At 67.3% G+C, this 23820-nt stretch carries 22 protein-coding genes and 2 pseudogenes; 19 read left to right on the top strand and 5 right to left on the bottom strand.

The annotated features are described in order from the left end of the window. The first annotated feature begins 7 nt into the window (after positions 1-7). The 5 genes from HWX00_RS13855 (at position 8) to HWX00_RS13835 (ending at position 3437) form a co-directional block, all read left to right on the top strand. Positions 8-433, top strand: a complete 426-nt coding sequence (locus HWX00_RS13855) for an organic hydroperoxide resistance protein (protein ID WP_175026867.1) — start codon at positions 8-10, stop codon at positions 431-433. Positions 434-491: 58 nt separating this feature from the next. Continuing rightward, a complete protein-coding gene (locus HWX00_RS13850) occupies positions 492-1526 on the top strand; it encodes an alpha/beta hydrolase (RefSeq protein WP_049036693.1) in 1035 nt (344 codons plus the stop codon). 269 nt (positions 1527-1795) lie between these two features. Next, on the top strand, positions 1796-2167 hold the full coding sequence (locus HWX00_RS13845) for a CidA/LrgA family protein (RefSeq protein WP_034191968.1): 372 nt from the start codon (positions 1796-1798) through the stop codon (positions 2165-2167). After that, the gene (locus HWX00_RS13840; protein WP_034191967.1) at positions 2164-2898 is read left to right on the top strand and encodes an LrgB family protein; all 735 of its coding nucleotides are present in this window, start codon (positions 2164-2166) and stop codon (positions 2896-2898) included. The genes HWX00_RS13845 and HWX00_RS13840 overlap by 4 nt, the downstream gene beginning before the upstream one ends. A gap of 233 nt (positions 2899-3131) precedes the next feature. Further along, a complete protein-coding gene (locus HWX00_RS13835) occupies positions 3132-3437 on the top strand; it encodes a hypothetical protein (protein ID WP_034191966.1) in 306 nt (101 codons plus the stop codon). A gap of 90 nt (positions 3438-3527) precedes the next feature. On the opposite strand, the gene wrbA is transcribed toward HWX00_RS13835, so the two are convergent. Continuing rightward, positions 3528-4130 carry an NAD(P)H:quinone oxidoreductase gene (gene wrbA, locus HWX00_RS13830; protein WP_034191965.1) on the bottom strand — a complete coding sequence of 201 codons (603 nt, stop codon included), beginning with the start codon at positions 4128-4130 and terminating at the stop codon, positions 3528-3530. Between the two features lie 61 nt (positions 4131-4191). Next, the gene (locus tag HWX00_RS13825) at positions 4192-4917 is read right to left on the bottom strand and encodes a pirin family protein (protein WP_034191964.1); all 726 of its coding nucleotides are present in this window, start codon (positions 4915-4917) and stop codon (positions 4192-4194) included. A 127-nt stretch (positions 4918-5044) separates the two neighbouring features. Between HWX00_RS13825 and HWX00_RS13820 the strand changes: the two genes are divergently transcribed. From HWX00_RS13820 to HWX00_RS13805, 4 genes and pseudogenes are all read left to right on the top strand, one after another. Further along, a complete protein-coding gene (locus HWX00_RS13820) occupies positions 5045-5962 on the top strand; it encodes a LysR family transcriptional regulator (protein ID WP_175026866.1) in 918 nt (305 codons plus the stop codon). Positions 5963-6056: 94 nt separating this feature from the next. Next, complete coding sequence (locus HWX00_RS13815; RefSeq protein ID WP_208456740.1) at positions 6057-7178, top strand: Fic family protein; 1122 nt, start codon at positions 6057-6059, stop codon at positions 7176-7178. A 25-nt stretch (positions 7179-7203) separates the two neighbouring features. After that, positions 7204-7409 (top strand): annotated as a pseudogene (locus HWX00_RS36810) (sodium:solute symporter family protein); the annotation flags it as partial. A 391-nt stretch (positions 7410-7800) separates the two neighbouring features. Next, positions 7801-8871: a lysozyme inhibitor LprI family protein gene (locus HWX00_RS13805; RefSeq protein WP_175026865.1), complete on the top strand. Its 1071-nt coding sequence runs from the start codon at positions 7801-7803 to the stop codon at positions 8869-8871. A gap of 25 nt (positions 8872-8896) precedes the next feature. Here the strand turns inward: HWX00_RS13805 and HWX00_RS13800 are convergent, their stop codons facing one another. After that, positions 8897-9982 carry a LacI family DNA-binding transcriptional regulator gene (locus tag HWX00_RS13800; protein ID WP_034191961.1) on the bottom strand — a complete coding sequence of 362 codons (1086 nt, stop codon included), beginning with the start codon at positions 9980-9982 and terminating at the stop codon, positions 8897-8899. 241 nt (positions 9983-10223) lie between these two features. Between HWX00_RS13800 and rbsK the strand changes: the two genes are divergently transcribed. The 10 genes from rbsK to HWX00_RS13750 all read left to right on the top strand — a co-directional run bounded on the left by rbsK (position 10224) and on the right by HWX00_RS13750 (position 20735). Then, a complete protein-coding gene (gene rbsK / locus HWX00_RS13795; RefSeq protein ID WP_124670067.1) occupies positions 10224-11150 on the top strand; it encodes a ribokinase in 927 nt (308 codons plus the stop codon). 60 nt (positions 11151-11210) lie between these two features. Further along, on the top strand, positions 11211-12530 hold the full coding sequence (locus tag HWX00_RS13790) for an MFS transporter (protein ID WP_175026864.1): 1320 nt from the start codon (positions 11211-11213) through the stop codon (positions 12528-12530). A gap of 43 nt (positions 12531-12573) precedes the next feature. Further along, a complete protein-coding gene (locus HWX00_RS13785) occupies positions 12574-13518 on the top strand; it encodes a dihydrodipicolinate synthase family protein (protein WP_175026863.1) in 945 nt (314 codons plus the stop codon). 375 nt (positions 13519-13893) lie between these two features. After that, entirely contained in the window at positions 13894-14307 is a 414-nt protein-coding gene (locus tag HWX00_RS13780; RefSeq protein WP_175026862.1) for a DoxX family protein, read from the top strand. Positions 14308-14516: 209 nt separating this feature from the next. Next, positions 14517-15482: a dTDP-4-dehydrorhamnose reductase family protein gene (locus HWX00_RS13775; RefSeq protein WP_175026861.1), complete on the top strand. Its 966-nt coding sequence runs from the start codon at positions 14517-14519 to the stop codon at positions 15480-15482. A 267-nt stretch (positions 15483-15749) separates the two neighbouring features. After that, the gene (locus tag HWX00_RS13770; RefSeq protein WP_034191956.1) at positions 15750-16322 is read left to right on the top strand and encodes a plasmid fertility inhibition factor family protein; all 573 of its coding nucleotides are present in this window, start codon (positions 15750-15752) and stop codon (positions 16320-16322) included. 298 nt (positions 16323-16620) lie between these two features. Continuing rightward, positions 16621-17970 (top strand): reverse transcriptase family protein, encoded by a 1350-nt coding sequence (locus HWX00_RS13765; protein WP_175026860.1) that lies wholly within the window; start codon positions 16621-16623, stop codon positions 17968-17970. Positions 17971-18283: 313 nt separating this feature from the next. After that, positions 18284-18613, top strand: coding sequence for an H-NS histone family protein (locus tag HWX00_RS13760; protein ID WP_034191954.1), 330 nt, complete (start codon positions 18284-18286; stop codon positions 18611-18613). A 272-nt stretch (positions 18614-18885) separates the two neighbouring features. After that, positions 18886-20133: an MFS transporter gene (locus HWX00_RS13755; protein WP_059562324.1), complete on the top strand. Its 1248-nt coding sequence runs from the start codon at positions 18886-18888 to the stop codon at positions 20131-20133. Further along, a complete protein-coding gene (locus HWX00_RS13750; RefSeq protein ID WP_034191952.1) occupies positions 20130-20735 on the top strand; it encodes an SLOG cluster 4 domain-containing protein in 606 nt (201 codons plus the stop codon). The genes HWX00_RS13755 and HWX00_RS13750 overlap by 4 nt, the downstream gene beginning before the upstream one ends. A gap of 95 nt (positions 20736-20830) precedes the next feature. Here the strand turns inward: HWX00_RS13750 and HWX00_RS13745 are convergent. Further along, positions 20831-21076 (bottom strand): annotated as a pseudogene (locus tag HWX00_RS13745) (polyamine ABC transporter substrate-binding protein); the annotation flags it as partial. A 203-nt stretch (positions 21077-21279) separates the two neighbouring features. Beyond that, the gene (locus HWX00_RS13740; protein ID WP_175026859.1) at positions 21280-23415 is read right to left on the bottom strand and encodes a TonB-dependent receptor; all 2136 of its coding nucleotides are present in this window, start codon (positions 23413-23415) and stop codon (positions 21280-21282) included. Positions 23416-23820 lie beyond the last annotated feature (405 nt).

The following is a 23820-nucleotide window of genomic DNA, read 5'->3' as shown; positions in this document are numbered from 1 at the left end:
GTCTGTCATGTCGATCGAAAAAGTGATGTACCGCGCCCATGCAAAAGCCACCGGCGGCCGTGACGGTCGTGCGACGGTGCCCGAAAGCGGTCTCGACCTGAAGCTGACCACGCCGCGCGAACTCGGCGGCGCGGGCGGCGCAGGCGCGAACCCCGAGCAGCTGTTCGCCGCCGGCTACAGCGCGTGCTTCATCGGCGCGATGAAGTTCGTCGCGGCCCGCGACAAGATCGCGATGCCCGCGGACGCCGCCATCGAAGGCAGCGTCGGCATCGGCGCGATCCCGAACGGTTTCGGCATCGAAGTCGAACTGAAGATCTCGCTGCCGGGCCTCGATCGCGACGTCGCGCAAACGCTGATCGACCGTGCGCACGTCGTCTGCCCGTACTCGAACGCGACGCGCGGCAACATCGACGTCACGCTCACGCTTCTCTAATCAGTCGCACTACGAATCATTTGTCGTCATTCAACCGCGAACGCCAAGGAACACCATCATGAAGATCGTCAAGCCGCTGCTGATCGCCGCCGCCGTTGCGGCCGCGCTGTCCACCGCCCCCGCCGCATTCGCGGCCGGCGCCGATACCATCCGTCCCGATACGAAGACGAGTGCGTTCCTCGCCGTGCTGAACGGCCAGAAGGGCCCGGGCCTCGAAACGCTGAGCCCCGCGAAGGCGCGTCAGGTGCTGGTCGATGCGCAGAACGGCGTAAAGGTGGACCTGTCCGGCATCGACGTGTCGAACCGCACGATCGAGCAGGACGGCCTGTCGGTACCCGTCACGATCGTGCGCCCGCAAGGCGCGACGGGCACGCTGCCGGTCTTCGTGTTCATCCACGGCGGCGGCTGGGTGCTCGGCGACTTCCCGACGCACGAGCGCCTCGTGCGCGATCTCGTCGTGCAGTCGGGCGCCGTCGCGGTGTTCGTGAACTACACGCCGTCGCCGGAAGCGCATTACCCGGTCGCGATCAACCAGGCCTATGCGGCGACGAAGTGGGTGGCCGCGCATGGCGCCGAGATCGGTGTCGACGGCAGCCGCCTCGCGGTGGTCGGCAACAGCGTCGGCGGGAACATGGCGGCCGTCGTGGCGCTGATGGCGAAGGACAAGGGCGGCCCCGCGATCCGCTTCCAGGGGCTGATGTGGCCGGTCACGGACCACAACTTCAATACGGGCTCGTACAACGCGTACCAGCAGGGCCACTTCCTGACGCGGCCGATGATGAAGTGGTTCTGGGACGCCTACACGAAGAACGAAGCGCAACGCAACGAGATCTACGCGTCGCCGCTGCGCGCGAGCACCGCGCAGTTGAAGGGCCTGCCGCCCGCGCTGATCCAGGTGGCGCAGTTCGACGTGCTGCGCGACGAAGGCGAAGCGTATGGCCGCAAGCTCGACGCGGCCGGCGTGGATGCGACGACCACGCGCTACGACGGCACGATCCACGATTTCGGTTTGCTGAACGCGCTGGCCGACGATGCACCGACGAAGGCCGCGACGAAGGCGATGGCCAACGAAATCGCGACGCGGTTGAAGTAACGCGGCGGGCGCGTACGCGCGCCGCAAGCGTCGCGGTGCGTGTGCGAACGGAACGAAGGCGGGCGTATGCCCGCCTTTTTTGCATGCGACCGGCGCGCGGTTGGGGCGGTGAAGCACGACGGTGTCCGCAGGGGTGACACGGTCGAGCCGGGATCGGGCGATTGCGCCAGTCGCGACTGGCGGCCGGCAATGTTGGTACGATCGCGCGTATCGTCCATGCCGGCGCGGCAAGCCGCCGGCCCGGCGCAACCATTCGGGAGAAGCGGTTCATGTTGCAGGCGTTCGCGGTCTTGCTGATTTTCCAGTGTCTCGGCGAAGGCGTGTCCTATCTGTTCGGCCTGCCGGTGCCGGGCCCCGTGATCGGCATGCTGCTGCTGTTCGGCTTCGTGATGCTGCGCCCGCAGGTGGCCGATGCGATCGAGCCGACCGCGCTCGAGCTGCTGCGCCACCTGTCGCTGCTGTTCGTGCCGGCCGGCGTCGGCATCATGGTGTCGGCCGATCGCGTGCGCGGCGATGCGGTCGCGGTCGTCGTCGCGCTGGCCGTCAGCACCACGCTGGCGATCGCGGTGACGGCGCTCGTCACGCGTGCGCTGCTGCGGCGCCAGCGCCGCGCGGGCGGCAACGCGGAGGGCGTGCAATGACGGCCTTCCCGAAACTCGGCGCGATCTGGGTCTATCTCGCCGCGACCCCGCTGCTCGGCCTGACCATCACGCTGGTCGCGTATCTGTTCGCGCAGGCCGTCTATGCGCGGGCGCGCTTCAACCCGCTCGCGAACCCGGTGCTGATCGCGGTCGCGCTGATCGTCGTGCTGCTGACGATCACGCATACGCCGTATCCGACGTATTTCGAAGGCGCGCAGTTCGTCCACTTCCTGCTCGGCCCCGCGACCGTCGCGCTCGCGCTGCCGCTGTACCGCCAGTGGTCGAAGCTGCGGCGCACCGCGCTGCCGCTGCTCGTCGGCCTGCTCGCGGGCTCGCTGACCGCGATCGTGTCGGCGGTCGGCATCGCCGCGCTGTTTGGCGCGTCGGGCCAGACGATCGCGTCGCTCGCGCCGAAATCGGCGACGACGCCGATCGCGATGGCGGTCGCCGCCGAGATCGGCGGCATTCCGTCGCTCACCGCCGTGCTCGTGATTTCGACCGGGATTTTTGGCGCGGTGTGCGCGCGTGGCATCCTCAATCTGCTGCGGGTCGACGAGCCGGCCGTGCGCGGCTTCGCGCTCGGCGTCGCGTCGCACGGGATCGGCACCGCGCGCGCGTTCCAGGTCAGCGAGGAGGCCGGCGCGTTCGCCGGGCTCGGGATGGGGCTGAACGGCGTGCTGACGGCCTTCGTCGTCCCGATCCTGCTGCCGGTGTTGTCGCGCTGGATCTGAACGCGCGCCGGTCGGCCGCGGGCTATCGGTTTCCCTGATGGCGCGGATGGCAGGCCGAAAGGACGGCCCGTGCCGCTTGCACGTATCGTTGTCGTTATCAGGAGAATTCAGGAACGCACACGGACATTTGCGCGGCGATCGGCTAACGTTGCATCGGCGCCGTTGTCGCAAGCCGTCGCGTGCGCGCCGGTGTCCGATAATCCACAATCAACACTCGACAAGGAGATCCGGCCATGAAGCAGTCTCGCGTGGTTTCGGTGGCAGCAGCAGTAGCGGCGTCGTGCGGTCTGTTGTTGACCGCCGTGCCGGCGGCATACGCGCAGGATCCGGCGTCCGCGCCGACGCAGAAGCAGCTCGACAAGGCGCAGAAGAAGGCGGCGCGCAAGGCGGCCCGTGCGCGGCACGCGTCGGACCTGAAGGCGATCGGCACCGGCAGCGGTTACCGGCTGACCAACGACCAGAGCAACTATCCGCAGAACGCCGTGCAGAAGGCGCCCGCGACGAAGGCGGCGCCGGCCGCGCCGGCTTCGGGCCAGTAACGCCCGCCAGCCCTGCACAGGACGAACGGCGCCGGTCGAACCGGCGCCGTTCGTTCGTGCGCGCAACGGCAGCGGCGCGAGGCCGCCGCGTTACGACGCGAGCTTGCTGGCGATTTCCGCGACGTGCTTGCCCTGGTAGCGCGCGATGTCGAGTTCGTTCGCGCTCGGCTGGCGGCTGCCGTCCGCGCCCGCGAGCGTCGTCGCGCCGTACGGCGTGCCGCCGGTGATTTCGTTCATGTTGACGAGCCCGCTGCACGCATACGGCACGCCCACGATCACCATCCCGTGGTGCAGCAGCGTCGTGTGGAACGACGTGATCGTCGTTTCCTGGCCGCCGTGCTGCGTGCCGGTCGATGCGAACACGCTGCCGATCTTGCCGACGAGCGCGCCCTTCATCCACAGGCCGCCCGTCTGGTCGAGGAACGTGCGCATCTGGCCGGCCATGTTGCCGAAGCGGGTCGGCGTGCCGAAGATGATGGCGTCGTAGTCGGCGAGTTCGTCCACCGTGGCGACCGGCGCGGCCTGGTCGACCTTCACGCCGATCGCGCGGGCCTGGTCGACGGGGATCGTTTCCGGCACGCGCTTGAGCGTGACCTCGACGCCGGGCACCGATTTCGCGCCCTCGGCGATGTGCTGCGCCATCGTTTCGACGTGCCCGTAGGACGAGTAGTAAAGAACCAGAACCTTGGCCATGTTGCGAATCTCCGATTAAAAAGGCCCCGCATTCAGCGGGGCCCGGTTTCCCGAACGGGCGTCATGCCCACTCGGCCGTCACTTCGACCGGACGCAGGTCGAACACCAGAACTTCGGCATCCTGGCCGTCGGCGATCGTCAGCGCCTGTTCGCCGCGGATGCGCGCGCCGTCGCCTTCGCCGAGCGTCACGCCGTTGACCGTCACGCTGCCGCGCGCCACGTGCACGTAAGCAAAGCGGCTCGGGTCAAGTTCCAGCGTCGTGCGCTCATCGCCGTCGAACAGGCCCGCGTAAATCCGCGTGTCCTGCCGGATCTTCAGCGAACCGGCGTCGCCGTTCGGCGACACGACGAGGGCGAGCTTGCCGCGCTTGTCGTCGGCCGCGACATTCGTCTGCTGATAACGCGGCTCGGCACCCTTTTCGGCCGGCCCGACCCAGATCTGCAGGAAGTGGACCGGCGTGTCCGGCGAGTGGTTGAACTCGCTGTGGCGCACGCCCGTGCCCGCGCTCATCAACTGCACGTCGCCCGGCACGATCACCGAACCGGTGCCCATCGAGTCCTTGTGTTCCAGCGCGCCGTCGAGCACGTACGACAGGATTTCCATGTCGCGGTGCGGGTGCGTGCCGAAGCCGCGGCCCGGCGCGACGCGGTCGTCGTTGATCACGAGCAGGTCGGAGAAGCCGACTTGCTTCGGATCGTAGTAATTCGCGAACGAAAACGTATGACGGGAGCTGAGCCAGCCATGCTCCGCACGGCCACGTTGGTTTGCTGCACGGATTTCGATCATGATTTTTTCCTTGAAGTCGCCGGACCTCGGAAGTGGGCCCGGCCGTTCGTTGAGATGAATCTTAGGTCAATCGATTTGACAAATAAATGGCTGTAGAGATAATGACTGTCGCTATGGAGTGGACAATATGGAACTCAACGACCTGAGGATCTTCGTCGCGACCGTCGATGCGGGCAGCTTCACGGCGGCGGCCGACCAGCTGATGCTGTCCAAGCAGTTCGTCAGCCGGCGCACGATGGCGCTGGAGGCGTCGCTCGGCGTGCGGCTCCTGCACCGCAATACGCGCAATCTCGCGGTGACCGAATCGGGGCAGGAGTTTTATGCGCGCGCGCAGCGCATCCTGGCGGAGATCGCCGACGCCGAGCAGGCGATGTCGGTGCGCAGCACCGAGCTGCACGGCTCGCTGAAGATCAGCGCGCCGCTGTCGTTCGGGATCACCCACGTGTCGCCGCTGATCGCCGAATTCCTGTCCGCGCACCCGGCCGTGCGGCTGAACCTCGACCTGACCGACCGGCGCGTCGACCTGATCGGCGAAGGGTTCGACCTCGTGCTGCGTATCGGCTCGCTCGAGGATTCGACGCTGATCGCGCGCCCGCTGGGCGCATGGCGGATGATCGCGTGCGCGAGCCCCGCGTACCTGAAGCGGCAGGGCATGCCGCAGACACCGGCCGATCTCGCCGGTCACACTTGCCTGCTGTACGGGCGCGAGCGGCGCGTCGGCTGGGAATTCCGCATCGACGGCGCGTCACGCACGTTCGACGTGCAGGGGCCGCTCGTCGCGAACAACGGCGAAGTGGTGCGCGACGCGGCGATCGCGGGGCTCGGCATCGCGCTGCTGCCGCACTTCATCGTCGGCGCGGCGCTCGACAGCGGCGCGCTCGTGCCGGTGCTCGACGCGTACGTGCCGCCGCCGATCACGCTCAATGCGGTGTTCCCGCAGCATCGGGAAGGGTTCGTCACGCTGCGCACGTTCATCGGATTTCTTGCCGAGCGGCTCGGCGACGCGCCGCCGCCCGGGAAGCGCGACGCGGGCCGGACGCGATAGCAGGCCACCGTGCGGTGAATAGCGCGCATATTCTCCGCAAAATATGCGGAGAATACTGAGCCATGCGGCGAATCGGTGGGATAATCTCCGCATCATGAGCGGAGATTACACTTTCATCTGGGAATCGGCCGATTGGCCGGCGTGGCGCTTCGACCTTCCGGCACTCGCCACGCCGCTGGCCGACGTCAGCCGCGCGCAAGGCATGCTGGCCGGGCGGCTGGCGGACATCGGCCTCGCGCTGCGCGACGAGGCGAGCCTGGCCGCGTTGACGGAGGACGTCGTCAAGACCAGCGCGATCGAGGGCGAAACCCTGAACGTCGCATCGGTCCGCTCGTCGATCGCGCGCCGGCTCGGGGTCGACATCGGTGCGCTGGCGCCGGTCGACCGCCACGTCGAGGGCGTCGTCGACATGGTGCTGGACGCGACGATCCATGCGGCGGCGCCGGTGACCGAGGCGCGCCTGTTCGGGTGGCATGCGGCGCTGTTCCCGACCGGCTATTCGGGATTGTCGCGAATCACGGTCGGCGGATGGCGCACGGATGCGAGCGGGCCGATGCAGGTGGTGTCCGGCCCGATCGGCCGGCAGCGCGTGCATTTCGAGGCGCCGCCGGCCGCGCGCCTGACGCACGAGATCGCGCGCTTTCTCGCGTGGCTCAATGCCGAACCGGCCGAGCCGTTGCTGATCCAGGCCGGCCTGGCCCATCTGTGGTTCGTCACGCTCCACCCGTTCGACGACGGCAACGGCCGTATCGCGCGTGCGCTCGGCGATCTGGTCCTGGCGCGCGCCGACCGGAGTCCGCAGCGTTTCTACAGCCTGTCGGCGCAGATCCAGCGCGAGCGCAATGCGTACTACGACGTGCTGGAGCGCACGCAGCGCGGTTCGCTCGACGTCACGGAATGGCTCGCGTGGTTCCTGGATACCCTCGGCAGGGCGATCGATCACGCACACACGACGCTCGACGCGGTGCTGGTGAAGGCGCGCTTCTGGCAGCGCTGTGCGGGCTTCGCGATGAACGCGCGCCAGGCCAAGGTGATGAATCGCCTGCTCGACGGTTTCGAGGGGAAGCTGACGACGACCAAGTGGGCGGCCCTCGCGAAGTGCTCGCAGGACACCGCGCTGCGCGACATCGCGGAACTCGTCGAGCGCGGCGTGCTGCGCCGTTCGTCGTCCGGCGGCCGGAGCACGAGTTACGAGCTGGCGCCGTTCGACGGCTGATACCCGTTCGCGCGCTCGACGGCACGGCATCTACGCGAAAAGGCCGACTTATGGCGTGTGGTTTCTCGGCTCATCCCGCGGGCCAATCCGATCGGCTATTTCGTCGGACCGAGGATCCGGGAGGCCGGCAAGCGCCACAACGCGATCACGCGACCCGACCTGTTCAAGGGCCACTGTTGTAGCCGCGCGCTCGAACAGGTCGTTGCGTGCGCATCGATCCTGTTCCTGATTGCCGGCGTTCGCAAGCATCACCGTCGCCGCGCCGGGCGTGCTCGACAAGGTCCGGCTGCGCGCGTGGCTGAAGGCGTCGCCGCGCACGATGCCTTTTGCGCGCTGGATCGTGCGCGGGGGGGGCAGTCGCCGCGCGAAGCGGCGGGCGCGATGGTGTTCATCGGAATCTTCCATCGCGCGACGCAAGCCGTATTGCGCGACGGCATCGTGCAACGCAGCGTGGCTGCCGGAACGGTTGCAATGACATCGAACGTCGATTGATCGGCGTCGCGCATCCGGGTTACGCTTCGGCGGGCGGCGGCATGCGCCGCATGCCGGGCCGGGCGTTTTTACCTCGAATGTCGCGTGCAGGTAGCTTCTACGGGCGCGCGACCCAGCGACGATCAAGCCGATGACTATCCAGAACCGATCGAATCCGCGCGAACACGCCGCGATTTCCGCATCCAGCGTGCGACGCACGCCTCTGCCATTCGTCGCGGCGGCCGCGCTGCTGACGCTGCTGCCGATTGCCGCGCAGGCGGCCGGCTTCGACTGCGCGAAGGCCGCCTCGCCGGCCGAGAAGACGATCTGTGCGGATACCGCCCTGTCGAAGCTGGACGGCGACCTGTCGGCCGCGTGGAAGCGGGCGCTCGCAAAAGGCGGCGATACGGCCGCGCTGAAGGCCGCGCAATTGAAGTGGCTGAAGCAGCGCGACCAGTGCGGCAGCGATGCACCCTGCCTCGGCGACCGCTACCGCGAACGGCTCGCGAGCCTGAACGGCACGCCGCTCGCCGCCGACCGCTGGCAGCAGACGTGGTACCTGACGAGCGACAACCCGTCGTTCGGTGGTGTGCTGACGTTCACCGGCACGGCGCCGCGCCTGCATTTCGAACTGAGCGGCAACAACGGCGCGAATGACGGCGGCCTCGACGGCGACATCGTGCTGCACGGCGATAGCGGCACCTATCGCCGGGACGCATGCCGGCTCGATTTCGACCGCAAGGGCGGGCGCATCCGCGTCACGCAGCAGGGCGCGGATTTCGATTGCGGTGCCGGCGCGGGTGTCGTCTACGCGGGCGACTACGTGACGGCGTCGCAGTTCCAGGCCAAACCGCCGGCCGACCTGCTGACCCTCAAGGTCGTGACCGACGCGACGCAGAATGCGGCCGCGCACAAACTGCTCGGCGGCGATTATCAGACGCTCGTCGACATGGTCAACTACAGCGCCGACGAGAAGGATCTCGACGGGCTCGATGCGCGTGTGAAATCCTACTGGGTGCGCGGCATCGCGACGACCAACGCGGCGATCGTGATGCGCCGCGGCGCCGATCTGTGGATCGGGCTGCTCGTGTTCGATGCGAAGAACACCGTCCGGATGCGCTACTACACGAACGTGCCGGCGTGGAAGAAAACCGTGCCGAAGACGATCAAGGCCTGGCACGACAATCTCGACAAGGCGCTGCCGATCGACGTGATGCCGTGAGCGGGCGCCGCCGCGCGGCACGTCTTCACTTCCGGCGCGCCGCGCGCACGGGCGCCGGCGGCGCGACCGATTCCCGCGTGCGCAACTCGGGCAGCACGGCCCGGCCGGGCCCCGTGGCGCCGTTCTCGAGCGCGTCGAGCAGTGCATGCGCGGCCTGGCGCCCGATTGCGTCGGTATCGACCCACATCGTCGTCAGCGGCGGCTGGATCTCGCGCGCGAGCGCGATGTCGTCGAACCCGGTGATCGACAGTTGCGCGGGCACGTCGATGCCGAGCGCCTGCGCCTCGAGGAGCGCACCGAGCGCGAGTGCGTCGTTGCCGCAGATCACGGCGGTCGGCCGCGTCGCCGCGTCGCTGCCGGCGATCGCGCGCAGGCTCGCGCGCCCGAACGCGATCGTGGCCGCGCCTTCATGCTGATGCACGGGGCGCACGGCGAGGCCGTGCGCGGCCAGCGTGTCGTGAATGCCGCGCAGGCGCGCCTGTACGCGGTCGTTGTCCGCCGACGGCTGCATGATGATCGCGAAATCGCGGTGACCGAGGTCGAGCAGGTGGGTGGTGAGCCGCGCGAACGCCGCGCGGTTGTCGAAGCCGATGCAGCAGTGCGGACTGTCGTCGCGATACGCGTAGGTGACCACGTAGGGCACGCGATGCATCGCGAGGAGTTCGAACAGTTCCGGCGGATACGCTTCGCCGACCAGCGACACGGCTTCCACGCCGCGCGACAGCATCGCGCGCACCTGCGCCAGCGCCTGCGCGGGATCGTAGTTCGAGCAGCCGAGGAACAGCGTGATGCCGTGTTCGGCCATGACCGCCTGCATGCCCGCGACCTGCGACGCGAACACCTGGTCGTCGAGCGTCGGAATGATCGCGCCGGTGATGTGGGTACGCGTGGACGCGAGCGCGCGGCCGGCCGCATTCGGAATCCAGTTCAGCGTGCGCGCCGCGTCGCGCACGCGCTGCTGCACGTCGGCCGACACCTTGCCGGGATCGTTGTACACGCGCGAGACGGTCGCGGTCGACACGCCGGCCAGCTTCGCGACGTCGCCGAGCACCGAGCGGCCGCTGCCGCGGCGCGTGCGCGACGCGCCGCCGCGGGACGGGGGCGTGCTCATCGGCCGTCTCCCGGCGGGCGGGGCCTGCCTGCGGCATGCGTTGCCAGTCGCGTCATTGTTTACCCTCGATTCATGGTGGTCCCGCTTGCATCCTCATCCGATCCTGTGAGAATGTAAGCGCTATCTTATTGCTGCTTCGTATTATGTCAGACATGGATTTCACCCGCATCGCGAAATTTTCAGAGACGACGGCCTGTTCGGCCATTATGTCGATCTCAAATGTAAGCGATTACATTCGAGCATGAACGACATCGCCTCGTCGCGTATCGCTGTCGTCGGCAGCGTCAACATCGACCTCGTCACACGCACGCCGCGCCTGCCGGTGCCGGGCGAAACGTTGCTCGGCACGGCATTCCAGACCGTTCACGGCGGCAAGGGGGCGAACCAGGCGGTCGCGGCCGCGCGCCTGGGCGCATCGGTCGTGATGATCGGCTGCGTCGGCGACGACGCGTTCGGCGCGCGCCTGCATGGCGCGCTCGCGGCGGAGCGCATCGACGTGACGCACCTGCATCGGATCGGCGGGGCGGCGACCGGTGTGGCGGCGATCACCGTCGACGACGGCGGTGCGAACAGCATCGTCGTCGTGCCCGGTGCGAATGCGTGTCTCGATGCCGGCCGGATCGACGCGGCGCGCGACGCGATCGCGGAGGCGGCACTCCTCGTGTGTCAGCTCGAAGTGCCGGTTGCCGCCGTCGCGTGCGCGATTGCCTGTGCCACTGAGCACCACACACCGGTGCTGCTCAATCCGGCGCCCGCGCAGCCGCTGTCCGACGCGTTGCTGGCACGGGTCGACTATCTCGTCGTCAACGAAACCGAGGCCGAGTCGCTGACCGGCATCGCCGTCGGCGACGACGCGTCGGCCGTGCGCGCCGCCGATGCGTTGTGCGCGAAGGGCGTCGGCAACGTGCTGGTCACGCTCGGCGCGCGCGGCGTCTGCTGGCGCGGCAGCGCGGGGAACGGCCGGCATCGGGCGATGACGGTGGTGGCCGTCGATACGACCGCGGCCGGCGACACGTTCGTCGGCGGGTTCGCGGCCGCCCGCGCCGGCGGCGCATCGATGGACGATGCGATCGGCTTCGGCCAGCGCGCGGCGGCCATCAGCGTCACGCGCCACGGCGCGCAAACCTCGATCCCGACGCGTGACGAAGTCATGCGCGGGGATACCTGAATTCCGCACACGACGGAACGGCCATCACCGGCCGACACCAGTGACATGGAGACAACCGACATGAACGAAAACCAACCTGTTCCGCCCGCACCGCCACGCATCCGGCGCGGACAACGCATCGCGCTCGCGCTGTTGATGGCGAGCGGGATCGTCAACTACCTCGATCGCGGCACGCTGGCCGTCGCGAGTTCGGCGATCCGCGGCGATCTCGGCCTGTCGCTCGCGCAGATGGGGCTGTTGCTGTCCGCGTTCTCGTGGAGCTATGCGCTGTGCCAGTTTCCGGTGGGCGGCCTCGTCGACCGGATCGGCCCGCGCCGGCTGCTCGGCATCGGGCTGATCGTCTGGTCGTTCGCGCAGGCGGCGGGCGGCATCGTGTCGACCTTCGGCTGGTTCATCGTCGCGCGCATCGTGCTCGGTATCGGCGAGGCGCCGCAGTTTCCGTCGGCCGCGCGCGTGGTGAGCAACTGGTTTCCGCTGCGTGCGCGCGGCACGCCGACCGGCATTTTCAACGCCGCGTCGCCGCTCGGCACCGCGCTGGCGCCGTTGCTGCTGTCGATTCTCGTGGCATCGTTCAACTGGCGCTGGGCGTTCATCGTGACCGGTGCGCTCGGTCTCGTCGTCGCGGTCGTCTGGTTCGCGCTGTATCGCGATCCGGTGCGTGCGCAACTGTCCGCCGCCGAGCGCGGCTATCTCGATGCCGACGCGCAAAACGTGGCCGCGGCGCCGAAACTGACCTTCGCCGATTGGCGCAGCCTGTTCTCGCACGGCACGACCTGGGGGATGCTGATCGGCTTCTTCGGATCCGTGTACCTGAACTGGGTCTACCTGACCTGGCTGCCGGGCTACCTGACGATGGAGCGGCACATGAGCCTGATCCGCACCGGCTTCGCCGCGTCGGTGCCGTTTCTGTGCGGGTTCGTCGGTTCGCTGGTCGCCGGCTGGCTGTCGGACCTGGTCACGCGCCGCAGCCGTTCGCCGGTCGTGAGCCGACGCAACGCGGTGGTGGTCGCGATGCTCGGGATGGTCGCGTTCACGATCCCGGCCGCGCTCGTGCAGAGCAATACGGTTGCGCTCGCATGCATATCGGTCGTGATCTTTCTCGCGAACGCCGCGTCGGCCAGCTCGTGGGCGCTCGCGACGGCGGCCGCGCCGCCGAGCCGCATCGCGTCGCTCGGCGCGATCCAGAATTTCGGCGGTTTCATCGGCGGCGCGCTTGCGCCGATCCTGACGGGCATCATTGCGCAGAAGTGGTCGTTCGTGCCGGCGCTGCTGACGGCCGCGGCGATTGCGTTCGCCGGTGCGATGGCGTACCTGCTGCTGGTGCGCAAGCCGATTCCCGAGCAGGCCGCGAACGCCGCGCCCGGACCGTTGCCGGCATGACCCGCGGCCTGCCCCCCGCATTCACTGAAGCAAGGAGAAACAGATGCAACACCCGCAGCAATCGAACGTGACCATCGAGGGGATCGTGCCGGTGATGCTGACGCCGTTCGACGACGCCGGCGCGATCGACTACGCCGGGCTCGAACGGCTCATCGAATGGTATCTGGCACACGGCTCGGATGCGTTGTTCGCGGTCGCGCAATCGAGCGAGATGCAGTTCCTGAGCCCGGCCGAACGCGCGGAACTCGCGCGTTTCGTGGTCGATCGGGTGGCCGGCCGGGTGCCCGTCGTCGCGTCCGGGCACATCAGCGACGATCTCGATGCGCAGGTCGCCGAATTGTGCGCGGCGGCCGAATCGGGCGCGCAGGGCGTCGTGCTCGTGACCAACCGCCTCGATCCGCAGCGCAAGGGCAGCGCCGCGTTGCTCGATCATCTGCACCGGCTGCTCGCGCGACTGCCGTCGGATCTTCCGCTCGGCCTGTATGAATGTCCGGCGCCTTACCGGCGGCTCCTCTCGGATGACGAACTGCGTGCGTGCATCGACACGGGCCGGTTCGTGATGCTCAAGGACGTGAGCTGCGATCTCGAGACGGTGAAGCGGCGTGTCGGGATCGCTGCGGGATCGCCGCTGAAGATCCTGAACGCCAACGCCGCGATTGCGTGGGACGCGATGAAGGCCGGGTCCGCCGGCTTCAATGGCGTGTTCACCAATTTCCACCCGGACCTCTACCGGTGGTTGCGCACGCAAGGCGACACGAATCCGGCGCTGGCCGACGAACTGTCGACGTTCCTGGTCGTGTCGGCGGTGTCGGAGGCGCTCGGCTACCCGGCACTCGCGAAGCTCTACCATCAGCGGATCGGCACGTTCGGGTCGATCAAGTGCCGTGCGATCGACTACGACGTGCGCGAGCGATTCTGGGCGCTCGACGCGGTGCTCGACAAGATCGTCGCGGGAACCGAGCATTTCCGCCGGCGGATCGCGGCGTAGGCGCCCGGGGTGGCGGGTCGGACGATGCATTCGGGCCGCATGTGCGGCCCGGCGTCACCGCTTGCCGTGCCGTTTTGCACGCACCTTGATGCTTAACAAGCCCTTGTTTGACTCAATTGTCCACTAAATCGAGACAGCGAATCATATTTTGACAGATTGATGATTTGCGGCGAGACAGTAGACTGCACCCGTGCTTCGCCAGAACCGGTTCGCAGCGCGCCGCGAACGGCGCGACCGGACGGATTCTTCGGCAACCGGCCACGGTATCGGCCGGCGATCCGGTCGGGCGAGGCGTGGTCCGTTGCCGGCCACGCGCGCCGCTTCGGCGTGCATCGGCGGCGGCCGCATCAAACCGTCAATTCAAGGGTGATTGTTATGCGTTACGTTTCGCTGGAGTCGAAGAAGGACGAGCTGCTGCTGGCGGCTCGCGTGTTGATGATGATCCTGTTCGTGCTGTTCGGCTGGCAGAAGCTGACCGGCTTCTCGGGCACGGTCGCGTACATGGCGTCGACGGGGAACCCGGCGCCCGAACTGGCGGCCGCGATCGCGGTGGCGGTCGAACTGGCCGGCGGCGTGCTGATCGCGATCGGCTTCTACACGCGTCCGCTCGCGCTGGTGTTCGCCGCCTATACGCTCGCGACCGCGCTGATCGGCCATCGCTACTGGGCGCTGCAGGGGATGGAGCAGTACATGGCGATGATCAACTTCTACAAGAACGTGAGCATCATCGGCGGGTTGCTGTTGCTCGCGCTGACCGGGCCGGGGCGGTACTCGGTGGACCGGAAGTAACGCAGGGCGAAGTTTTGCCCGGTCTCATGGGCCCGGTGCACCGAGGTGCGCCGGGCCTTGTTTGTTGCGGACTTTTGCGGCCCCCGTTCGCGGCCGCAGGCATTGCACGAAACCGCGGGCCGGCAGCGCAGGCATCCGAATTTTCGAGAATGGCATCCGGGTACTCGTTGTAACCTCATGCTTCCAAACCTCCAAGCCATTCGTATCCGATGCCAAGCACGACGTCACCGACCGAACTCCCCACCATCCTCCTCATCGGCGCCTCCGGCCTGCTCGGCCGAGCCGTCGCCGCCTCCCTCTCCCGCGAACCGTCGCTGAACCTGATCGCGACCCGCCGTAACCCGCACACCGCTGGCGCAAGACTGCTCGCGCTGCCGCCGGAAAACCTCGCGCTGCTCGACGTCCTCGACCAGCCGGCCCTCGAGCAGGCGTTCGCGACCCATCGGCCGGCCGCCGTCATCCTCTGCGCGGCCGAGCGCCGGCCCGACATCTGCGAACGCGACCCGGCCGCCGCCCGCGCGATCAACGTCGACGCGCCGGCCCGCGTCGGCGCGCTGGCTGCCCGATACGGCGCATGGACGCTCGGCATTTCCACGGACTACGTGTTCGACGGCAAGGCCGCCCCGTACCGTGAAGACGCGGCACCGAACCCGCTGAACATCTACGGCCGCACCAAGCTCGAAGGCGAGGCGGCGCTGCTCGCCGCGTCGTCGCTGTCCTGCGTGCTGCGCCTGCCATTGCTCTACGGCCCGATCGCCGACTGGAGCGAATCGGCGGTCACGAGCCTGGTTCCGGCGACCGCGGCGTCGGCGCGCACGGGCGCGCAAGCGGTCGGCATGGACGCCTGGGCGATCCGCTATCCGACCTACACGCCGGACGTGGCGGACGTGATCCGCGACCTGACGCTGCGTCACCTGTCGGGCCGGACCGTCACGGGCATCCGTCACTGGTCCGGCGACGAGCCGATGACGAAATACGAGATCGCGCAACGGATCGCCGCCGCGCTCGGCGTCGCCGCGTCGCTCACGCCGATCGAGCAGCCGACCGACGCGACGCCGCGCCCATACGATTGCCATCTGGACGCGTCGAGCCTGCGCGCGCTCGGCATCGACCACGCGACGCCGTTCGACGTGGCCTTGCGCACGGTCCTGCGCGGCGCGCCGCCGATTCCGTAAGGCCGTCGACGATGTGCTGCGGCGGGCCGTGCCACCGGCGCGGAAAGCCCGGGACGAAGCGGGTTTTCGTTCGACGGGGCGGGTTCCGCACCCACCGGCAGAGGGCGGCATGCGCTGTCGTGCCGTCATCGAAAGGCGATACACTGCGCGGGTTCCCGACCCAGCCGGGAGCGTCGGGGCACCGGGCAAACCGGCAGCGATGGCGCGGATCGCGCCACATTCCCTGACTCATTCGAACAAATCGAGAGAGAGAGAAAGAGAGGGCCCATGCTGACACGTCTTCGTAACGGACTCGACCGCGCGCGCGACTTGCGCGGATCCGGACCCGCTTCAACCCTTGCGCACCGGCCGACGGCGTGCGAACTGGTCGACCTGAGCGCGAAACGCGCGATCTGGCGCGTTCCCGTGCCCGGTCAGGCCGACTGCTATCTGGCGGCCGAGCCGGCCGGGGTGGAGCGTTTCGTCGTCCATCTCGACGCCGACGCGTTCTATCGCCGCTGGCTCGAAACGAGCCCCGCGTTCCCGAAACAGGATTCGCAGGACTGCGTACCGCGCCGGGCCATGCCGCTCGACGGCAAGTTCGCAATGGCTGCCGCCGGGTTCAGGGGCGGCCGAGAGGCGCCGGTGGCGCTGCCGCCGGTCGGCTACTGGCCCGCGGGAAGCGGGTACGAAGTCGCGATGAGCGACGGCATGACGCGGACCTTCTGGCTGCTCGCCAATCACGTGCGGTCGTTTCCGGTGAGCGTGGCCGACGCGACCTGGGCGACGATGCTGAACGGCATGGCCGGTATCGGCGTGGCGCCGATCGCATACAGCGCGCTGTTCGCGCGGGGCGTGTAAGCGCGGCAACGGAGTGAGGCACGCGGGCCGGCGACGTGCTCGGCCCGCCGCCTATCGCGCGTCGTCCCCCTGATTTGACACCCGGCGCGTGCGCCCATTACAGTCGCGACGCGGGCCGGTGGGTCAAGCACACACCCGGAACAGGCAGCCGATGTTCCAGGACCACGGGGCTACCCCGTGGATCGGATCGACACACCGATGCGTCGCAAGGGGCCCGGTTGCGCGCGGCGCAACGCCTCCCCTCGCAGCACCAGCCACGTTGACTCATCGTCCCGCCCATTCTCGCCCATTCCCGGCCATGCATGCATCCCTGCGCGACACGACCCGCACGATTGCCGAGGCGATGCTCGCCGGTTCGCCCGAACGCGACGGCGTCGTCGCGCGGGTGGCGGCCGTGCTCGGCGGCGCGCCGGTCTGGGCAGATGAAGTCGCGGATGCATCGCTCGCGCGCTTCGGCGCGCATTGGGCCGACACCGCCATCGATGCACTTGCGGCCGTCGTGGCCGAGGCGCCCGGATTCGTGCGCGCGTGGTATGGCGACCCTCGGCCGGCCGTGATTCGCGTCGTGCGGCGGCCGCCAGTCCAGCGGCCGTTGCCGGCGCCGCTCGCCGGCTGCGAGGTACCGCCATGGGCGACGCCCGGCGATCTCGCCGACTGGCTCGGCGTGAGCGTGCCGGCGCTCGACTGGCTGTCCGATCACTGGCGCGTCGACGCGCGCAGCGGCGCCACGCCGCTGCATCACTACACGTACGTCGCGGTCGACAAGCGCAGCGGCGGGTGCCGGCTGGTCGAGATCCCGAAGGGAAGGTTGCGCGAGGCACAGCGCCGCATCCTGCACGGGTTGCTCGATCGCATCGCGCCGCACGGCGCGGTGCACGGTTTTCGCAAGGGGCACGGGATCGTGTCGTTCGCGGCGCCGCATGCCGGCCGCGATGTCGTCGTCCGCTTCGATCTCGCGGATTTCTTCGTGTCGGTACGCGCCGCACGCGTCCATGCGCTGTTCGCCACGCTCGGGTATCCGGTCGAAGTCGCGCGCACGCTCACCGGGTTGTGCACGAATCGCGTGCCCTCCGCGCGGCTGCTCGCGCCGGACCTGCGCGACCGGTTCGACTGGATCGGCCGCCAGCGCTATCGCGAACGGCATCTCCCGCAGGGCGCGCCGACGTCGCCGGCGCTCGCGAACCTGAGCGCGTTCCGGTTCGACATGCGGCTCGCCGCGCTCGCGCGTTCGCTCGACGCGACCTACACGCGCTATGCGGACGATCTCGCGTTCTCGGGCGGCGGCGCGCTTGCGCGCGACATCGAGCGGCTGCAAATCAGGGTTGCCGCGATCGCGCTCGAGGAGGGCTTCGCGCTGCAACTGCGCAAGACGCGCGTGATGCGGCGCGGGGCGCGACAGCAACTGGCCGGCGTGGTCGTCAATCGTCATCCGAATCTGGCGCGCGACGAGTTCGATCGGCTGAAGGCCATCCTGACCAACTGCATCCGGCACGGCCCGGCCTCGCAGAATCGGGACGCGCATCCGGATTTCCGCGCGCATCTCGCCGGGCGCGTCGCGCATGCCGCCGCGCTGAATGCGGCACGCGGCGCGAAGCTGCGCGCGCTGTTCGACCGGATCGCCTGGGATGCGCACGACGCCGGGCGGTAAGCCGCTCGCTGCGCATCGATTCCGTTACGCGACTTCTGCAATACGATGTCGCGCACTGCTATCATTCGCGCCATGCCGCACCCGTGCCAGGGGCGGCGCCTGACTTGCCGCAGCCGTTCGCCGTGCCTGTTCGTGCGCGACGCCGGCCCGGTCCTGCCTGTCAATGACGCGCGACGTCGTTTAGTGCGCATCGCGCAAAGCATGCCGGCTCGGGCGGACGATTCACATATTTGACAGCACCGATCGGCGGAACTTCGTGATAGGTTCGACCATCGGAGTTTTTTGCAAAAACATGCCCAAAGAGGATGAATACATGACCCAGGCCCTGCAGGAACTCGAAGCACAACTTCGGGACCTGAACATCAAGCTGTCGGATGCGAAGCAGAAGGAGAAGCAGGCCGCGCTCGCGGCATTCAAGGAGCAAGTCGAGCTGTTGGGCATTTCGCAGCAGGAAGTGTTGAGCGCGCTCGGCTACATCGTCCAGCGAAAACGCAAGGCGCCTGCCAAGTACTACGATCCGACGACCGGCCGCTCGTGGTCGGGGCGCGGCCCGCGGCCGAAATGGCTCGAAGGCAAGGATCTCGAATCGCTCGCCGTCGACCGCGAGGCCAAGGCCTGGTGGCCCGGCGACGACCAGGGCTGAAGCCGGTCGAGCCGCCCGGCGGCGCGGCGCCGTCCGGCTCGGGCCGGCAGGCCCGCCGGTAACCCCCGTCCGTCAATCTTTTTCATCCGGTGTCCGGCCTGGCCGCGACATCGCCGGCCTCGCCGCCGACACCGGATCGACGTTTCCTCCGTTTTCCCGCCTTGCCTGCCATGTCCCGCTTGCCGTTGCGGCAGCGGCGCCGATGCGCGCCCGCGCCCGTCGTCGGCGCACACAGGCCTTAGAATGTCGCCGGACATTCGTGGCAGGACACCATGGCAGCAAACATGAAATCTTCGACGCTCGACGGCCCGTCGGCCCCGCGCGTGGAGCAGGTCGGGTCGTACGCGTGGAAAGCGCTGGCCGGGTCGGCGATCGGTTATGCGATGGACGGCTTCGACCTGCTGATCCTCGGCTTCATGCTGCCGGCGATCACGGCGGCGCTGCAACTGACGCCCGGGCAGGGCGGCGCGCTCGTCACGTGGACGCTGATCGGCGCGGTCGCGGGCGGCATCCTGTTCGGCGCGCTGAGCGACCGCTACGGGCGCGTGCGCGTGCTGACCTGGACGATCCTGCTGTTCGCGATCTTCACCGGCCTGTGCGCGTTCGCGCGCGGCTTCTGGGATCTGCTGGCCTACCGCACCATCGCGGGCATCGGGCTGGGCGGCGAGTTCGGGATCGGCATGGCGCTCGCGGCGGAAGCGTGGCCGGCGAGCAAGCGCGCCCGCGTGTCGTGCTACGTCGCGCTCGGCTGGCAGGCCGGCGTGCTGCTGGCCGCGCTGCTGACGCCACTCCTGCTGCTCCACCTCGGCTGGCGCGGCATGTTCCTGGTCGGCGTGCTGCCCGCGCTGCTCGCGTGGGCGATGCGCAACAAGCTGCACGAGCCGGCAGCGTTCGTGCAGCGCGCGACGCAGCCGACGTCCAATGCGTTCCGCATGCTCGTCGCCGACGGCCGCACCGCGCGCACGAGTCTCGGCATCGTGATCCTCTGTTCGGTCCAGAACTTCGGCTACTACGGAATCATGATCTGGCTGCCGACCTTCCTGTCGAAGCAGATGGGCTTCTCGCTGACGAAGTCGGGGCTGTGGACGGCGGCGACGGTCGTCGGGATGATGATCGGCGTGTGGGTGTTCGGGCAGCTGGCCGACCGCATCGGGCGCAAGCCGACGTTCCTGCTGTACCAGCTCGGTTCAGTCGTCACGGTCATCGCGTATGCGCGGCTGACGGACCCGACGGCGATGCTGTGGGCCGGCGCGCTGATGGGCCTGTTCGTCAACGGGATGGTCGGCGGCTACGGGACGCTGATGTCGGAAGGTTATCCGACGGCCGCGCGCGCCACCGCGCAGAACGTGCTGTGGAATATCGGCCGCGCGGTCGGCGGCTTCGGCCCGGTCGCGGTCGGCGCGCTCGCCGCGCACTACTCGTTCCAGACGGCCATCGCGCTGCTCGCCGGGCTCTACGTGCTCGACATGGTCGCGACGTTGTTCCTGATTCCCGAGCTCAAGGGCGTCGAACTCGAATGAGCGTGGCGCTCGCGCGCACCGCGACGATTTCACCGGAAACCACGATGCAACAGAAGAACAGGACGATCGGCGTGATGGGCTCGGGCAAGGAGCCGTGGCTGGCGTTTTCGGAGCCGCTCGGCGCATGGCTCGCACAGGCCGGCTTCAATCTGCTGACGGGCGGCGGGCAGGGCGTGATGCTGGCCGTCGCGCGCGCGTTCGCCGGCGTGCCGGGGCGGGCCGGCCGGTCGATCGGCATCCTGCCGACGCAGGCCGATCCGGTCGCGGGTTTCGTGCCGCTCGACGGCTATCCGCATCCATTCGTCGACATCCCGATCCTCACGCCGCTGCCGCGCCGCGAACCCGATGCCGATCCGCACACGATCAACCGCAACCACGTGAACGTGTTGAGCAGCGACCTGATCGTCGCGTTGCCGGGTGGGCCCGGCACGGCGCAGGAAATCTCGCTGGCGCAACACTGGCGCAAGCCGCTCGTCTGCTTCGGGCCGGACGGCGCGTTTCAGGCGCTCGCGGTCGATGCCGTATGCACGTCGTCGCTCGACGACGTGATCCGGTTCGTGGAGGCGGCGTTTGCGGCGGAGCGCGCGCGGGCGACGAGATAGCTCGCGCGAGCGGCTTCGACGGCGGCGGGTTGCGCTTTCGATGCGGGCGTGCCTGCGGCGCATGCGGCCGCAGGCACGGTTCGGTGCCGTCCACGTCCCGTTTTCAACCGCGCCCACAGCCGGTTCCGCAGCCGGCGAATCTCGTGCGGCATCGGCTTGAGCCGCGTCATCCTGCCCGGCACCTCGTCGGCCGGATACACCAACGGATCGCGCGCGACGGCCGGCTTGACGTACTGGCGGGCAGCCTTGTTCGCGGTCGCGTAGAACGCCGCGTTGGGGATGCCCGCGTTGACCTTCGGATCCTGCCGTAAGTTGATCCATTTCAGCGCCGCGTCGAGGTGGATCAGTTCTGCTTGGGCATCAACAACGAGAGACCTGATTGAACGGGTCCGGTCGCGAGAAGGAATCAACAAATCGGCGAGATATGCCATGGAAAGATTCGGAATGGTTCCAATCCGAGGTGAGCGTTTCAAGATCAGGTCAGTAACGTACTCAGATGATGAGCTGCGGCGGCTAGATGACGAGATGCCCATCCTGGCGGCAATCAAAAGTTTTTTGTCAGGCCTGCCCCCAAGGTGCGGCCGCGACCGACCGAAACCAGTTGCATGCCGTTGAACAGGTTGCCGAAGGTTTCATAGCGTTTGTCGAAAAGATTGCGGCCGAACAGATAGACTTCGAGATCCTTGTTCTTCCATCCAATCCGGGCATTCACCAGGCTATAGGCGTCAAGGTAATAAGATTTGTCGATATCTGCGGTGCGCTTGCCTGTATATTGGTATTGAAGGTCGGCGGAGAGCGTGCCCGGCAAATGAATTGCCTTGGCTGAGGTTTCGTATTGCAGCCCGGCCGTCGCCGTCCAATTCGGTGTGTTCGGAACGGGATTGCCGGTGACCGTATTGACCGCGGCGCCGTTGGCGCCGAGTTCGCTATGGATGTAGCCGACGCCCCCGGAGAAGCTCAAGCCTTCAGCGACGAGCGCGCGCGCCTGCAACTCGAAACCACTGGTCTTGTAGTCCTGGTATGTCGTCCGAAAGGCGCCAAGCGAAGGATCGAGATAGGACATGACACCGTTCTTGATGTCGTTGTGATAGACGCTGGCATCGATCTGAAGACGATGGTCAAGAAGATCGGCCTTGACGCCCGCTTCGTAAGTCCACCCCAAAGCGGCCGGATAGGGGTTGCCCACGATGCCGTCGACCGGATAGCTAAAGAGCGGGTACACCCTTGACGCGTGACCACGAGCCACCGACACGTAGCTTTGAATGTCGTTCGTCCACTTGAAGGACAGGGCTACCCGACCTGTCGGATAGGTTTGCGACGTGGAGTTGGAGCCGGTCAGCGAAGCGAAGCCCAGGGAGTTGTCCTGCTTCATCTCGATATTGTCATGGCTTACCCGACCGCCGATCGAGAACTCCCAGCGGTTCGCAAAGGGGATCGAAACGTCCCCGAACAGTCCTAGATTGGTCGTGTCGAGATTGCTTTTCATCGCGACTGAGCCGGAATACGGAGGCGGCGCGCACTGCGTACTGCTGCACCAGCGTATGCCGTTGGTTCGCATGGCACTGGCACCGACGACCCAGCGAACCGGGGCACCCTCGATTGAATTCAGCCGAATCTCCTGGCTGAAGATGTTCTCCTGATCCGTCGAGTGGCCCACGTTACTGGATGCGGGAAACCCGATCGCGTCATAGACAAGTTTGTCCACGAGATCGAGTTCGCTTTCCAGCTTGTTGTGCTGGTAGGAACTGATGGACGTGAGCTGGAAATTCTTGAAAAAATGCTCGACCGTCACGGTGGCGCCCGCTTGCGTTGTCTTCAAGTCCGGCTCGGTCAGGATGCCACTGGTCGGAAACTGACTGGCGCTACGCAGGATATAGAGCGGGGAGTTGGCCTGATCATGCAGATAGTTGCCCGTCACTGTGATGAGCGTGTCGTCCAGCCCCGTGAAGCGTAGTCCTCCACGGAATGCACCGATGTCGCGCTTGCCCAGCTTGTCGGTGTATAGGCTGCGTATATCGCCATTCTCGTGGCCGTAACGGATCGCCATCCGTCCGTCAAGTTGTCCGGGCACGATATTGCCGCCAAGAACTGCCTCGCCCATGCGATAGCCGTGTTCGCCGACCTCGGTTGTCACGTGAACATCCCGAGTTCCGTCAGGCTGCTTCGTGACAACGTTGATGGCGCCACCCAGCGCATTGGTTCCCCATAGCGTGCCTTGGGGACCGCGCAGCACTTCGATATGGTCGACGTCGAGCAACATGTTCGACGCGCTCATCATGCTGTTCGGCACACCATCGACATTGAATGCGATCGTGCCATCGGCGTAGTTGGCAGGCGTCCCAAGTGAACTGACACCGCGAATCGAGAACCACTGGGAGCCTGTGGCGCGGCTGACCCATTGCACATTGGGCGAATGGCCGGCGATAGCCACACCTGGATCGAAGGGCGATTCCTTCAAGGTCTTCGCTTGCAGAACCGTGATGCTTTCAGGCACATCCTGAAGGCGTTCGGTCGTTTTCCGGGCGGTGACCGTGACGGGCTCAAGGACGGTGCTCTCTGCGCTCGATGCCGACGTGCCGCCATCCGGCGACTCAGTGGTTGATTGCGCTTGCTTTCCCTCGGTAGCGAACACGTCCGGAGCAGCGACGGCGACGGCTGCGGCAATCGTTGCGTTGAGCAATGTATGTCGGACGGTACGCAAGCCACACGCCGGGAGCCTTTCGCGCATCGCGTCGATCGAGCCTGAACTTCTGCCAAGGGATTGATGAAAGGGAGAGCGACGTACCGCGCATTGCCCTTCAATATGAGGCGTGCTAGACATTAAACGAGACTCATTTGCATTATCGGGACCGTCAATTTACCGATTCGCCGACACACCTCCGTAGCGAGATTTGGCCAATTCCTTGTTCAATCAGGCCAAGTGGATGTCTTTCCATCGAGATGGCCGTATTGCGAAATAAATTGACTAGATTTCGCAATGTAGAAGTGTGGCTGCACGGGTAGGCTGCGCCTCATCGTGGCCTGCCATGCCTGTTCTCTGGCCGGCCGAGTACTTCGTCCTTCCCGAGGAATACCCGTGCACTCA

It is taken from the genome of Burkholderia seminalis DSM 23518 (assembly GCF_902832885.1).
Lineage (GTDB): Bacteria > Pseudomonadota > Gammaproteobacteria > Burkholderiales > Burkholderiaceae > Burkholderia > Burkholderia seminalis.
The sequence above is the reverse complement of the archived record's forward strand: the minus strand, read 5'-3'. Positions and strand labels throughout refer to the sequence as shown.